This is a genomic window from Stenotrophomonas maltophilia group sp. Smal32, from assembly GCF_030237085.1.
Taxonomy (GTDB): domain Bacteria; phylum Pseudomonadota; class Gammaproteobacteria; order Xanthomonadales; family Xanthomonadaceae; genus Stenotrophomonas; species Stenotrophomonas maltophilia_Q.
In genome coordinates this window covers 1-13,859 of sequence record NZ_JASJSI010000056.1, presented here as the reverse complement: position 1 = coordinate 13,859, position 13,859 = coordinate 1, and the positions used below count along the sequence as shown (strand labels likewise).

Genomic DNA, 13,859 nt, shown 5'->3' with positions numbered 1-13,859 from the left:
GGCCACCCCCGCCGAAAGGCCGGCCGTGGGGGGGGGGGGCCCCCCGCCCGGCCCCCCCCGGGGCGGCCCCCCCCCCCCCCGCCGCCTCTGGACACATTTCTGCGAGCGCGGTGCGTACATGCGCGGTGCCTCGCCCTTGGTAGCTGCCAACCTTGGTTGGCAACAGCTTTTGACTTTGCTTTTTTCTTTTGACTTTGAATTTCCGCTCTCGTTCCGCGCGCGCGGGAAACTGTCCGGAGCCGGAGCAAGGCGGCAGGCAGGACCGTGAGGCGCATGGATGCGCCGACCGAGCCTACAGGGACGTATTTACGGCGTGTCCTGCCTGTCGCCTTGCTCCGGCTCTATGCGCGGAAAAAGAGGCGCCGCGAACAACGCTGTAACCCTACTTCGCATACTGCCCACCGCAGTCGGCATCCTTCCCCGGCCCCAGTTCGATCGTCGCCAGCAGCGCCGCCGGCGGGGCAATGCTGCCCAGCGCCAGTGCCACGGCGCCTCGAATGCCCAGCGCCTTGAAGTCCGGGCGGAACGACGGGTCCTTGAACGTGCCCGTGATGTGCAGCGGCGAGCGCAGCACCAGGATGCTCTTGTCCTTCGGGCGTGGCTTCAGCAGCAGGTCCATGGTCTCGTCGCGCAGGCTGACCGTGCCTTCGCCGATGAGGATCGTATCGGTGGTATCCACCGCCAGTGCCTGGCTGGTCATCAGGCCGTCGCGCACGCCGAAGTCGGCGAAGGCGCAGCGCAGGGGAATCTGCTTGTCGCCGGTCACCAGGAATTTCAGTGATTCGGTGATGTCCAGCCCAGCCAGTTCCATCACCAGGTTGCCGACATGGCCGCGGCCCATCGCCAGGCCGACCTTGCCGCTGCTGCTGCCCAGCATCGCGGCGATCGAGTTGCCGCGTCCGCTCAGGTCCACTTCGCCACCGATGCCGCCCTTGGCCTGCTCGGCCAGCTTCGCATCGGGGAACAGCTGGCCCAGCTGCACGCCGCGCACGCTGGCTTTCAGCGCGGTGCGGATCTGCGGTTGGCGGGCATCCATGCGGATCGTGCTGCGGATGTCACCACCAGCCACGCCGAAGTTCAGCGGGTCCAGCCGCAGCACGCCGTCATCGAGCAGCAGGTGCGCGTCCATGTCGTCCAGCGGCAACGAGGGTGCGTTGATACGGTGCGCCTTCCAGCGCACGTCGGCATCCATCGCGCGCAGCTTGCCCAGGTTGTAGGGCGTGTCGGGCAATACCCGGCGGCTGGCGGCGGCACGGGCGGCCTGTGCCTTCTGTTCCGCATTCGCGGTTTCGCCGCCGCCGGTCTTCGGTGGCGCGCCGACGAAGCCGGCCAGGTCATCGAAGTCCAGGCGCTTGGATTCCAGTGTTGCGGTCAGCCGTGGACGGTCGCGTCCCACCTCGAACTGCAGGTTGCCACCGAGGTCGCTGTCGCCGACCTTGCCGGTGAAGCTGTCGTAGCGCCAGACGTTGTGGTCGCGCTTCAGCCGTCCGTCCAATGCATAGGGCGGTGAGGGCGGGATGGCGATGCCGAGCAGCGGGTAGAGATCGGCCAGGTCCTGGCCACTGAGCGCGAACTGCAGGTCGAACACCCGCAGCTGGAACGGATTGGTCAGCGTGCCACTGGCCACCGCGCGGGTAGCGCCGGCGCGACCGTCGAGGTGGATGCGGAACGGATGGTCGCTGTCGGTCAGCTCCAGCGGTGATTCGGTTCCGCCCTGCAGGGTGAACGGGTTGCCCTGCCAATGGCCCTTGCCCTGCACCAGCAGCGGCGGCGAGGCATCGGCCTGTTTCGGTTGGCCGCTGCGCACGCCCACTCGGATGTCGGTGCGGCCCATTGCGTCGAGGAACTGCAGCCGGCCGTCGTCGATGCGCAGGCGCTTGAGCTGCGGGCTTGTCCCGCCGCTACTGTCGCCCAGGAAATCCCAGTTGCCCGGCTTGCCCTTGCGCGGGGCGGTTTCCAGCAGCACGTCCGGTCGGGTCAGGCGCACTTCCGGCAGCTGCACGCTGCCGCGCAGCAGGGGCCACACCCGCACGTCGATCTCGACGCGGTCAGCCGTGGCCATGTTCGGCTGCTTCGCCCAGCCGGCATTGGCGAAGGTGATGGCATCGGCACGGATGGTGCTGGTGCGGCCGAGGTCGACATCCAGATGCCCGATGTGCAGTGCACGACCGGTGCGTGCCTGCACCGCGCGCTCGACCGGACCCTTGAACCAGTTCCAGTCCCACAGCGCGATCAGCACCAGGATCACCGCCAGCAGGAAGACCAGGACCGTCAGCCAGCGCCGGCCGCGCGGGCCAGGTCTGCGGAGGCGCCAGCGGGGAGCGCGCGTTGTGGCAGGGGAAGCGGCATCATTCACGCCGCCATGGTTGCCCCCTCATCGTGGACGGGGCGCGAAGCGTCCATGTGCATCATGTGCACATGCGGCGCGCTGGTTCGTGTTACAGCACCTGCATGGTCACCGCGACGAAGTGGCAGACGCTGCCGCCGATCACGAACAGGTGCCAGATCGCGTGCGAATAGGGGATCGATTCGCGGTGGTAGAAGTAGGTGCCCAGCGTGTACGACAGGCCGCCGGCCAGCAGCCAGCCCAGGGTCCAGCCGTCGATCGAGGCCAGCATCGGCTTGATCGCAACGATCACCAGCCAGCCCATGGCGATGTAGATGCCGGTGGAAAGCGCCTTGAAGCGGCCAGTGTAGAACAGCTTGAACACCACCCCGGCCAGGGCCAGGGTCCAGATCGCGGCGAACAGGCCCCAACCCCACGGGCCACGCAGGCCGATCAGGGTGAACGGGGTATAGGTGCCGGCGATCAATACGTAGATCGCGCAGTGGTCGAACACCTTCAGGCGGCCCTTGGCGACCGGGTGCTGGATGGCGTGGTACAGAGTGGAGGCGGTGTACAGCAGCAGAAGCGCAATGCCGAATACGATCGCGCCGGCCAGCTGCCAGCCATCGCTGTAGATGGCGGCGAGGGTGATCAGTACTGCACCGGCGCCCAGGGCGAGCACGGCACCGAGGCCGTGGGTCAGGGCGCTGGCGATTTCTTCGCGGATCGAAGCAACGGAAGTCGTGGACATGGCGTAGGCATCGTTCGCGGGGAGGGGGACCCGCACCCCCCTATCATCGCCGCGATGGGCGGCATCTGCACGCCTGTCACCGTATGGTCGATGAATCCCCGGGTTGCACGGATGAACCGGCGACGGGTGCTGGGGTCAGAGCCCTTTCCTGCGGAAAGGGATCCGACCCCGGGGCATCAGCCTGCCGAAACGGTATGCGCCGCTTCGCGGGTGGCCGAGAAACGCACGTCCGGCGAGCGTTCCTGCGCCAGCTGCAGGTTGACCCGTGTCGGTGCCAGGTAGACCAGATGGCCGGCCGCATCCAGTGCCAGGTTCAGCGCATTCTTCTCGCGGAACTCTTCCAGCTTCTTCTCGTTGCTGCAGTGGACCCAACGCGCGGTGGTCACGCTGACCGGCTCGAAGGTGGCTTCCACGCCGTACTCGTCCTTCAGGCGATAGGCCGCCACGTCGAACTGCAGCACGCCGACGGCACCGAGGATCAGGTCGTTGCTGGTCAGCGGGCGGAAGAACTGGGTGGCGCCCTCTTCGGACAGCTGGGCCAGGCCCTTCTGCAGCTGCTTGAGCTTGAGCGGATCGCGCAGGCGCGCGCGGCGGAACAGTTCCGGGGCGAAGTTCGGAATACCGGTGAAGGTGACCGCTTCGCCTTCGGTGAAGGTATCGCCGATGGAAATGGTGCCGTGGTTGTGGATGCCGATCACATCGCCCGGCCACGCTTCGGCGGCGATTTCACGATCGCTGGCCATGAAGGTCAGGGCGTTGGCCAGCTTCATTTCCTTGCCGGTACGCACGTGGAAGGTCTTCATGCCTGCGCTGAAACGGCCGGAGCAGACGCGCATGAACGCCACGCGGTCACGGTGCTGCGGGTCCATGTTGGCCTGGATCTTGAACACGAAGCCGGTCAGCTTGTTCTCTTCCGGGGCAATCTCGCGGCCGGTGGTGGAGCGTGCCTGCGGCGACGGCGCATGCTCGACGAAGAAGTCCAGCAGCGGCTGCACGCCGAAGTTGTTCACGCCCGAGCCGAAGAACACCGGGGTCTGCTTGCCGGCGCGGTAGGCGTCCAGGTCGAACGGGTGGCTGGCGCCCTGCACCAGTTCCAGTTCGTCGCGCAGGTCGGCCAGCATCTGTGCACCGATCTTCTCGGCCAGGCCGGGTGCATCGATGGACGGGAAGATGGTCGAGTCCTGGCGGGTGAAGTTGCGGCCCGGCTCGTACAGGTGCACTTCCCCGGTCAGCAGGTGAACCACGCCCTTCAGGCGCTGGCCCATGCCGATCGGCCAGGTGACCGGGGCGCACTGGATGCCCAGCACGGTTTCCACTTCATCCAGCAGCTCGATCGGGTCCTTGCCCTCGCGGTCGAGCTTGTTGATGAAGGTCATGATCGGGGTGTCGCGCAGGCGGCAGACTTCCATCAGCTTGATGGTGCGCTCTTCCACGCCCTTGGCCACGTCGATCACCATCAGCGCCGAGTCCACCGCGGTCAGCACGCGGTAGGTGTCCTCGCCGAAGTCGGCGTGGCCGGGGGTGTCGAGCAGGTTGACGATCTTGCCTTCGTACGGGAACTGCATCACCGAGGAGGTGACCGAGATGCCGCGCTCCTTTTCCAGCGCCATCCAGTCGGACGTTGCGTGGCGGGCGGCCTTGCGGCCCTTGACCGAACCGGCCATCTGGATCGCGCCTCCGAACAGCAGCAGCTTTTCGGTCAGCGTGGTCTTGCCGGCGTCAGGGTGGGAGATGATGGCGAAGGTGCGGCGACGCGACGCTTCGTTGGCGACTTCGGACATGGCAGTGGCGCCCGCCCGGGGCGCTTTTCAAAGAGATAAGCGCCCGATTATACCGGCCGGGGCCGGTCAGCGCCCGGTGCCGCCGTCGGCCTCGCCCTGGCGGGCGAACTGCAGCTGGCCTTGCTCGGTGAAGATGCGCGCCGGCACCGAGCGCAGGCCCATGCCGCGGTTGACCTGTACCACGAAGTGCAGGTGCGGGGCGCTGCTGTAGCCACTGTTGCCGGACAGGCCGAGGGGTTGCCCGGCTCCCACTGCCTGGCCACGGCGCACGCGCATGCCGCCCGCCTGCAGGTGGCCATACAGGGCCATGCTGCCGTCGCTGTGCAGCACGCGGATGAAGTTGGCGCGGCCGCCATCGCGTTCGCGGTCCTGGCCGTTGCTACGGAAGCCATCCTGGATCTGCATCACCGTGCCCTCGCGTGCGGCCAGCACCAACGTGCCTTCAGGCAGCGCGAAGTCGACCGCATCGCGGTTTTCCTCGTCATCGTGGCTGAACCGGCCCTGCGGCGCCTGGCCCACGCGCGGGCGCGCATCATCGAAGGGCAGGCGGTAGGCCACATCCTCGGCCTGTGCAGCGGGGTTGCCCGGCACCGATTGCAGGCGCAGGTCCAGCATCCGGCCGTTGACCGGCGCGGGGAGGTGGCTGACCACCAGGCTGCTGTCGCCCTGTATCAGTGACTGCACCGGCAGGCCGTCGACCGGGTGCCCGGGGGCCGCGCGCAGTTCGATCTGCAACGGGCCGGCCAGGGTGTTGTCGATGCGTGCCTGCCATTGCTCGCCGATCGGCTGCAGGCGCAGCTGGGCCATCGGAAGGGCCTCCTTCGCGGCCCCTGTCCTCGCGTCGGCGCTGGCGGTGGTGGGCGCCTTCGGCAGCATCCCCCAGCCCTGGCGCCAGTCGCTGGCGCCGGCGGAGGCACTGGCCAGCAGCGGCAGGAGCAGGCAGGTCAAGGGCAGGCGTGGCATCAGCGGATTCAGAAAAATGGACCGCCGGGACTGTACCCGATCCTGAACGGAGCGACCGCGACGCCTCTCGCATACTGAGGATGAAAATATTCATCGCTTTATCCGCATGAAGGGATTGACAGTGCCCGAAAGGGCTGGCATCGTGGCGTCACCATCGAGACCGGCAGAGGGACAGGCCCTTTGAAGCCGGGGCAGCCCGCGGATGCGAAAGCGTCTGCGTAGGTGCCAAATCCTGCGGGGACCGTGGCGTCCACCGAAAGATGGTTCGAACCATGCACCGCACGTGCATCTCGAACGCGAGCCCCGCGAAGGCTCGATGGCCGATTCCCCAACCGGATCCCGCCATGAGCTTCGCTGCCAGTACCGCCGTTCGCCCCGAACCCTTTGTCCCCGTCAGCGTGCCGGTCGAAGACCGCGTGCATGCCGAGCGCGGTGAGTTCGCCGCGGTGCTGTCGATGCGTCATGCCGGCCCCAGCCCGGTGCGCCTGCGCTATGAGTGGGTCGGCCCGGCCAACGCGCCGGTGGTAGTGCTGGCCGGCGGCATTTCCGCGCATCGCCATGTGGCCTCCAACCCGCAGTTCAGCGAGAAGGGCTGGGCCGAAGAACTGGTCGGCAGTGGTCGCACGCTGGATCCGCAGCAGCTGCGGGTGCTGGCGTTCGACTTCATCGGGGCTGATGGTGCGCTGGACGTGCCGATCGATACCGCCGACCAGGCCGATGCGTTGGCGCTGCTGCTGGATCATCTGGGTATCCGCACGCTGAGGGCCTTCGTCGGCTACTCGTATGGCGCGCTGGTCGGCCAGCAGTTCGCGATCCGCCATCGTGCCCGCGTGCGCCAGCTGGTGCTGGCCAGCGGTGCGCATCGCCCGCACCCGTATGCCGCCGCCTGGCGCGCGTTGCAGCGCCGTGCCGTCGCCCTCGGCCAACTGCAGTGCGGCGAAGACCACGGCCTGGCGCTGGCCCGGCAGTTCGCCATGCTCAGCTACCGCACCCCGGAAGAATTCGGCGAGCGCTTCGACGCCGCGCCCGAAGTGATCAACGGCCGCGTGCGCGTCGCCGCCGAAGACTACCTGGATGCTGCCGGCGCGCAGTACGTCGCGCGCACACCGGTGACCGCCTACCTGCGCCTGTCCGAATCGATCGACCTGCACCGCGTCGACCCCGCCGCCATCCTGCCGCCGACCGTGGTGGTGGCCGTGGAAGGTGACCGCCTGGTACCGCTGGCCGACCTGGTCGGCCTGGTCGAGGGGCTGGGGCCGCGCGGCAGCCTGCGCGTGCTGCGCTCGCCCTACGGCCACGACGCCTTCCTCAAAGAAACCGATCGCATCGACGCGATCCTCGCCACCGCCTTCCGCACCTCTGGAGAGTCCGCATGAGCCTGCACGCCAACGAGCCGTCCTGTAGCCGCACCACTGCCGCCGTCCGTGCCGGCATCGATCGCGACACCGCGCATGGCGCGGTCACGCCGCCGATCGTGCTGTCGTCGAACTTCAGCTTTGAAGGCTTCGGCAACAAGCGCCAGTACGACTACACGCGCAGTGGCAACCCGACCCGCGACCTGCTGGGGGAAGCGCTGGCCGAGCTGGAAGGCGGCGCGGGCGGCGTGATCACCGCCACCGGCATGGGCGCGATCAACCTGGTGCTGAACGCACTGCTGCAGCCAGGTGACACCCTGGTGGTGCCGCACGATGCATACGGCGGCAGCTGGCGCCTGTTCAATGCGCTGGCAAAGAAGGGGCACTTCGAACTGGTCACCGCCGACCTGACCGATCCACGCGCGCTGGCGCAGGCGCTGGCCACCCAGCCGAAGCTGGTGCTGGTGGAAACCCCGTCCAATCCGCTGCTGCGCATCACCGACCTGCGCTTCGTCATCGATGCCGCGCACAAGGCAGGTGCTCTGGTTGTGGTCGACAACACCTTCCTGTCGCCGGCCCTGCAGCAACCGCTGTCGTTCGGTGCGGACCTGGTACTGCACTCCACCACCAAGTACATCAATGGCCACAGCGATGTGGTGGGCGGCGCGGTGGTTGCGCGCGATCCGGAACTGCACGAGCAGCTGGTGTGGTGGGGCAACGCGCTGGGCCTGACTGGTTCGCCGTTCGATGCCTTCCTGACCCTGCGCGGCCTGCGCACGCTGGATGCGCGCCTGCGCGTGCACCAGGAGAACGCCACTTCGATCGTGGCGCTGCTGGACCAGCATCCGGCGGTCGGCCGCGTCTATTATCCGGGCCTGGCCGATCACCCGGGCCACTCCATCGCCGCCCGCCAGCAGAGTGGCTTCGGCGCGATGCTGTCGTTCGAACTGGCTGACTGCGAAGGTGATGATCCGCATGCGGCAGTGCGTGCCTTTGTCGATGGCCTGCGCTGTTTCACCCTGGCCGAATCGCTGGGCGGTGTTGAAAGCCTGGTCGCGCATCCGGCCACCATGACCCATGCGGCGATGACCGCCGAAGCGCGTGCCGCCGCCGGCATCAGCGAAGGCCTGCTGCGCCTGTCGGTGGGCATCGAGGCCGAGCGTGACCTGCTGGCCGACCTGGGCGCCGCGCTGCAGCGCGCCGAAGCAGTGATCGATGCGGCTGCACGCCGCAAACAGGTGGTGGATGCATGAGCGCGCTCGCCGCTGAAATTCCTGCGCTGGGCGTGGGACGCCTGGCGCTGCTCGGCACCGGCACGGTCGGCTCGGCCTTCGTGCAGCGTTACCAGGCATTGCGGGCGCGTGGGCTGGAACTGCCCAGCGTGCAGTGGCTGGCCAATTCACGCACTGCGCTGGAAATCGATCGTGACCTGGCGTTGCCGCTGGAGCTGGCACGACGTGCACCGCGCGATGGACAGAGTTCGCCGCCGTGGGCGAGCGCCGAGGGGCTGGAGCGTGGCGATGTTGTGGTCGACGCCACCGCCAGCGAAGACGTGGCCGCGCGCCACGTGCAGTGGCTGGCGCGCGGCGTGCACGTGGTGACCGCCAACAAGCTGGGCCGTGGTGCGCAGCTGGCACGCGCGCAGGCGATTGCCGAAAGCTGCGCCGACAGTGGCGCGCGCTATGGCGACAGCGCGACGGTGGGCGCGGGCCTGCCGCTGCTGAGCAGCCTGCGTGCGTTGGTGGCTGGTGGCGATCACATCCATGCCATCGAGGGTGTGCTGTCCGGTTCGCTGGCCTGGCTGTTCCATCGTTACGACGGCCAGTCGCCGTTCTCGGCGGCGGTGCGCGAGGCGTTGGCGGCCGGCTACACCGAGCCCGATCCGCGCCTGGACCTGTCCGGCGAAGACGTGCGGCGCAAGCTGTTGATCCTCGCCCGCAGCAGTGGCCTGGCGCTGGATGCCGCGCAGGTGCAGGTGGATTCGCTGGTGCCTGCGGCGCTGGCGGCGTTGCCGCTGGAGGAAGCGGTAGGCGCGCTGGAACAACTGGACGCGCCGTTGCAGGCGCGCTGGCAGCAGGCGCGCGACAACGGCCGCGTGCTGCGTTTCGTTGGCCGTGTTGATGGCGAGGGCGCGCAGGTGGGCCTGCGTGAGCTGCCTGCGGATCACCCGCTGGCGCAGGGGGCAGGCACCGACAACCGCGTGGCCATCCACAGTGATCGCTACCAACGCCAGCCGCTGTTGATCCAGGGACCGGGTGCGGGGGCGGAAGTCACCGCCGCCGCGCTGCTGGATGATGTGTTGCGGATCGTGGGTTGATCGCACGGTTCTTGTAGAGCCGAGCCCATGCTCGGCTGCTACTGACCGAATCCCCATCCTGCCGTATGAGCCGAGCGTGGGCTCGGCCCTACAGGGGCACGCCTGCCGGTCAGCGTGACTTCAAGGACTTCAATAACGCGCTGTTGAACTGCCTCGGGTCCTGCACCTGCGGCGAATGGCCCAGCTCGGCGAACTCGACCAGCGTTGCGCCTGGAATGGCGGCTGCCGCGGCCTTGCCAAGCACTGGGTAATTGCCCAGCGTCGCTTTCACCGCCAGCGGCGCCAGATCCCGGCCGATCGCGGTGCGGTCCTTCTGGCCAATGAACAGCGTGGTCGGCACCTGCACGTTCTTGAATTCGTACACCACCGGCTGGTTGAACACCATGTCCGAGGCCAGTGCCTGGCTCCAGGCAACGGCCTGCTTTCCCGGGCCTTCGTACATGCCCGACTGCATGCGTGCCCACGGCTCGTAGGCCGGCTTCCATTTGCCGTCGTAGTAAACCTCCAGCTGGTAGCGGCGGATGCTGTCATAGCTGATGTTCATTTCGCCGGCATACCACGCATCCACGCTGCGCCAGGGCACGCCGAGCGCCTTCCAGTCTTCCAGTCCGATCGGGTTGACCAGCGACAGGCTGCGCAGGTCCTGCGGGTACATCAGCGCGTAGCGCACCGCCAGCATGCCGCCCATCGAGTGGCCGACCAGGTGTACCGGTACATCCCCCAGCTGCAGTTGCTGCAGCAACGCATGGGTGTTGGCGGCCAGCTGCGCGAACGAGTACTGGTAGCGCTCGGGCTTGCTGGACTTGCAGAAGCCCACCTGGTCCGGGGCGATCACCCGGTAGCCGGCGGCGATCAGTGGCTTGATCGATTCCTTCCAGGTGGCCGCACAGAAATTCTTGCCGTGCAGAAGCACCACGACGCCGACCGGTGCCTTCTTCGGCGCGATGTCCAGATAGGCCATTTCCAGCGACTGCCGCTGCGACTCCAATGGGAAGGTCTTCACCTGATAGCCGTAGTCGAAGCCCTCCAGGCGTGGCCCATAGGTGGGCGCGGCGAGGGCGGACAGCGGAAGGCAGGCAAGCAGGGCGGCAGCGATCACGCGCATGGGGTGGTCCTGGGCGGGGGAGCCCCGAGCCTAACCGCAAACCGGTGATGGCGTCGTGCGACTGGGTAGAGTCGACTGTCAGTCGACTGCTCTTCGTCCCGACCGCGAAAATCCCGCGCTGCGCGCGATAGTCGACCAACGGTCGCCTCTACCCACTGCCCCATCAGCCGAGCATGGGCTCGGCTCTACAATTCAACACTCGATGACGTTCACCGCCAGGCCACCGCGGCTGGTTTCCTTGTACTTGTCCTGCATGTCGCGCCCGGTATCGCGCATGGTCTTGATCACCTTGTCCAGCGACACCTTGTGCTTGCCGTCGCCACGCATGGCCATGCGCGAGGCGTTGATCGCCTTCACCGCGCCCATCGCATTGCGTTCGATGCACGGAATCTGCACCAGGCCTCCGATCGGGTCGCAGGTCAGGCCGAGGTTGTGCTCCATGCCGATTTCCGCGGCGTTCTCGATCTGGCTGGGGTTGCCGCCGAGCGCGGCGACCAGGCCGCCGGCCGCCATCGAGCAGGCCACGCCCACTTCACCTTGGCAGCCCACTTCGGCGCCAGAGATCGAGGCGTTCTCCTTGTAGAGGATGCCGATCGCCGCCGACGTCAGCAGGAAGTCGAATACGCGCTGCTCGTTCGCACCCGGACAGAAGCGATCGAAGTAGTGCAGCACCGCCGGCAGCACGCCGGCTGCGCCGTTGGTCGGCGCGGTGACCACACGGCCACCAGCGGCGTTCTCTTCGTTCACCGCCAGCGCATAGAGGTTGACCCAGTCCAGCGTGGTCAGCGGATCGCGCATCGCGGCTTCCGGCTTCGACGACAGCTCGCGGTACAGCGCCGGCGCACGACGGCCCACCTTCAGGCCACCCGGCAGCACGCCTTCCTCGCGGATGCCGCGTGCCACGCACGACTGCATGGCGCTCCAGATCTCGCGCAGGTTGGCGCGGATCTCGTCTTCGCTGCGCCAGCATTTCTCGTTCTCGAACATCAGCTGGGCGATGCTCAGGCCGCTGCGCGCGGTCTGCGCCAGCAGCTCGTCGCCGCTCTTGAACGGGTAGGGCAGCGGGGTCTCGTCGGGCACGATGCGGTCATCGGCCGCGTCGTCCTGGTTGACCACGAAGCCGCCACCGACCGAGTAATAGTCGCGGGTGGCGATCACTTCGTCCTCGGCGTTGTACGCGGTGAAGCGCATGCCGTTGGTGTGGTACGGCAGCTTCTGGCGCTTGTTCATGCCGAGGTCGCGTTTCTCGTCGAAAGCGATTTCGTGCTGGCCCATCAGCTGGATGCGCTTGCTGCTGCGGATGCGCTCCAGCGTGGCTGGAATGATGTCCGGGTCGATCAGGTTTGGCCGCTGGCCTTCCAGGCCCAGCAGGATTGCCTTGTCGGTGCCATGGCCGCGGCCGGTCAGTGCCAGCGAGCCATAGACATCGGCGCGGATGCGCGCGACTTCGTGCAGGCGACCCGGGTCGAGCAGCCAGCGATGGATGAATCGCTCGGCGGCCTTCATCGGCCCGACGGTGTGCGAGGAGCTCGGGCCAATGCCGATCTTGAAAACGTCGAACGTGCTGACAGCCATGGTTGCCGTACTGCGGGTACCGGAGGAGACCGCTATTCTAGCGGTTCATGCCGCACTTCCATGGCTGCGGCGCAGCATTTCGGCAGAGGGAGCAAAACCGGTGTTGACCCTGTTCCAGCGCGACGACTGCCATCTGTGTGACATGGCCCTGGCCGAGCTGGCCAAGGCGCGGGCACCGGAGTTCGAATCGGTGTTCCTGGACGATCAGCCGGCGCTGGAAGCGCGCTATGGCGCGCGGGTGCCGGTGCTGCGCGACGAGACTGGCGGTCGTGAGCTGGACTGGCCGTTCGACGCGGCCCGTGTGCAGGCCTGGCTGGCCGAGGGTTGAATCCGCCGGGCATGGCCCGGCGGCAGGCGCGGTCGCGCCGCACGCAGCAGCCGAGCATGGCTCGGCTCTACAGGATGCGGCCGGGGCCATGCCCCGGCCCATTGCTCATTTCGCGTCGAACTTCACGATCGTGCTGATCGCGGTTTCGTCCGGAATGGTCTTGGTGTCGGCCCAGTCGCCGCCGCCGACACCGAAGTCCAGGCGCTTGACCGTGGCCTTGCCGGTCAGCACCGGCTGGGTGCCCGGCTTCCAGGTGAAGGTGAGGGTGACCGGCTTGCTGACCCCGCGCAGTTCCAGGGTGCCATCGGCGGCGAACTGGTCATTGCCCACCGCGCGGAAACCCTTGGCGGTGTAGCGAGCGGTGGCGAACTTGCCGACATTGAAGAAATCGGTGGTCTGCAGGGTCGAGTCACGGTCGCTGTTGCCGCTCTTGGCGCCGGCCAGCGGGATCACCACGTCCAGCGAACCGGCGGCCGGATTGGCCGGGTCGAAGCTGAGCTTGGTGGCAAAGCCCGGGAAGCTGCCGGTGAACACTTCGCCGTCGTACTTGGTGGCGAACACCAGGATCGAGCCGGCGCCGGGGGCCTGCGCGTAGTCGGCGGCGAGCACCGGGGCGGTGGCCAGCATGCCGGCCAGGGCGGCGGCCACGGCGGCCGGAGTGGTCAGTTTCAGGTTCATCGGTCAGTCCTTCTGAGGGGAGGCAAGCCAGCCGCGCGGCAACATGCGGGACAAGGTCGCATCGCGCTGGAACAGGTGGTGGTAGAAGGCAGCGCCGGCATGGGCCAGCACCACCGCGATCAACAGCCAGAAGCCGTATTCGTGGATGGCGTGCGATACCGCGACCACCTGCGGATCGGGGCCGCTCAGCTTGGGCACGTCGACCAGGCCGAACCAGCGGAACGGGCGCAGGCCGCTGGCCGAGTCGTACAGCCAGCCCGACAGCGGGATGGCGAACATCAGCACATACAGCAGCACGTGGGTGGCGCCGGCAATGCGTTCCTGCCAGCTGGGCACGCCCGGCACCGGCTTGGGCGCGCCGGCGTACATGCGCCAGCCGAGGCGGAACAGCACCAGCGCCAGCACGGTGATGCCGATCGACTTGTGTGCGGTGTAGACCCAGAAATACTTGGGGGTCTTGGGCAGTTCACCCATGGTCAGGCCGACCACGCCGAGGGCGAGGATCAGCAGTGCGATCAACCAATGCAGGATCTGGCTGACACTCCCCCAGGCGGCGGGGGTGTTCTTGGCGGTCATGAAGGGTCCTCTAGGGGGCCGTCTTGGGGTCGGAGTGCGGAACGGGAGCGGGAGTTCCCGGGGCGTCGCTGCGGTCGAGGGTGGCTTCAGCCTCGATCCTCAGC

12 protein-coding genes, 1 pseudogene and 1 riboswitch are annotated in these 13,859 nt (G+C 67.6%); of the genes and pseudogenes, 4 read left to right on the top strand and 9 right to left on the bottom strand.

Features of this window, described 5'->3' with window-relative positions; translation table 11 throughout:
* Nucleotides 1-382: 382 nt before the first annotated feature.
* The 4 genes from QRO91_RS14005 to QRO91_RS13990 form a co-directional block, all read right to left on the bottom strand.
* The gene (locus QRO91_RS14005) at nucleotides 383-2,356 is read right to left on the bottom strand and encodes an AsmA family protein (protein ID WP_197620561.1); all 1,974 of its coding nucleotides are present in this window, start codon (nucleotides 2,354-2,356) and stop codon (nucleotides 383-385) included.
* 82 nt (nucleotides 2,357-2,438) lie between these two features.
* The gene (locus QRO91_RS14000; RefSeq protein WP_010482744.1) at nucleotides 2,439-3,077 is read right to left on the bottom strand and encodes a hemolysin III family protein; all 639 of its coding nucleotides are present in this window, start codon (nucleotides 3,075-3,077) and stop codon (nucleotides 2,439-2,441) included.
* A 176-nt stretch (nucleotides 3,078-3,253) separates the two neighbouring features.
* Complete coding sequence (locus tag QRO91_RS13995) at nucleotides 3,254-4,858, bottom strand: peptide chain release factor 3 (protein ID WP_049428108.1); 1,605 nt, start codon at nucleotides 4,856-4,858, stop codon at nucleotides 3,254-3,256.
* 66 nt (nucleotides 4,859-4,924) lie between these two features.
* Entirely contained in the window at nucleotides 4,925-5,821 is an 897-nt protein-coding gene (locus QRO91_RS13990; RefSeq protein ID WP_197620559.1) for a M23 family metallopeptidase, read from the bottom strand.
* A 148-nt stretch (nucleotides 5,822-5,969) separates the two neighbouring features.
* Nucleotides 5,970-6,088: riboswitch (SAM riboswitch) on the top strand.
* 77 nt (nucleotides 6,089-6,165) lie between these two features.
* On the opposite strand from QRO91_RS13990, the gene QRO91_RS13985 reads away from it, so the two are divergent.
* From QRO91_RS13985 to QRO91_RS13975, 3 genes are read left to right on the top strand one after another with little or no spacing between them, the layout of a single operon-like run.
* Nucleotides 6,166-7,197: a homoserine O-succinyltransferase gene (locus QRO91_RS13985; RefSeq protein ID WP_049428105.1), complete on the top strand. Its 1,032-nt coding sequence runs from the start codon at nucleotides 6,166-6,168 to the stop codon at nucleotides 7,195-7,197.
* Nucleotides 7,194-8,429 carry an O-succinylhomoserine (thiol)-lyase gene (locus QRO91_RS13980; protein WP_049428103.1) on the top strand — a complete coding sequence of 412 codons (1,236 nt, stop codon included), beginning with the start codon at nucleotides 7,194-7,196 and terminating at the stop codon, nucleotides 8,427-8,429. The genes QRO91_RS13985 and QRO91_RS13980 overlap by 4 nt, the downstream gene beginning before the upstream one ends.
* On the top strand, nucleotides 8,426-9,493 hold the full coding sequence (locus QRO91_RS13975) for a homoserine dehydrogenase (RefSeq protein ID WP_049428101.1): 1,068 nt from the start codon (nucleotides 8,426-8,428) through the stop codon (nucleotides 9,491-9,493). Before QRO91_RS13980 ends, QRO91_RS13975 begins: the two co-directional genes overlap by 4 nt.
* Before the next feature lie 109 nt (nucleotides 9,494-9,602).
* On the opposite strand, the gene QRO91_RS13970 is transcribed toward QRO91_RS13975, so the two are convergent.
* On the bottom strand, nucleotides 9,603-10,598 hold the full coding sequence (locus QRO91_RS13970; protein ID WP_197620557.1) for an alpha/beta fold hydrolase: 996 nt from the start codon (nucleotides 10,596-10,598) through the stop codon (nucleotides 9,603-9,605).
* Between the two features lie 192 nt (nucleotides 10,599-10,790).
* Entirely contained in the window at nucleotides 10,791-12,173 is a 1,383-nt protein-coding gene (locus QRO91_RS13965) for an L-serine ammonia-lyase (RefSeq protein WP_024956918.1), read from the bottom strand.
* Between the two features lie 100 nt (nucleotides 12,174-12,273).
* Between QRO91_RS13965 and QRO91_RS13960 the strand changes: the two genes are divergently transcribed.
* Nucleotides 12,274-12,501, top strand: coding sequence for a glutaredoxin family protein (locus QRO91_RS13960; RefSeq protein WP_197620555.1), 228 nt, complete (start codon nucleotides 12,274-12,276; stop codon nucleotides 12,499-12,501).
* A gap of 105 nt (nucleotides 12,502-12,606) precedes the next feature.
* On the opposite strand, the gene QRO91_RS13955 is transcribed toward QRO91_RS13960, so the two are convergent.
* The 3 genes and pseudogenes from QRO91_RS13955 to QRO91_RS22500 form a co-directional block, all read right to left on the bottom strand.
* Complete coding sequence (locus tag QRO91_RS13955; RefSeq protein WP_285310440.1) at nucleotides 12,607-13,179, bottom strand: YceI family protein; 573 nt, start codon at nucleotides 13,177-13,179, stop codon at nucleotides 12,607-12,609.
* Nucleotides 13,180-13,182: 3 nt separating this feature from the next.
* On the bottom strand, nucleotides 13,183-13,755 hold the full coding sequence (locus QRO91_RS13950; RefSeq protein ID WP_049428096.1) for a cytochrome b: 573 nt from the start codon (nucleotides 13,753-13,755) through the stop codon (nucleotides 13,183-13,185).
* A gap of 10 nt (nucleotides 13,756-13,765) precedes the next feature.
* A pseudogene (locus QRO91_RS22500) lies at nucleotides 13,766-13,859 on the bottom strand (polyisoprenoid-binding protein); the annotation flags it as partial.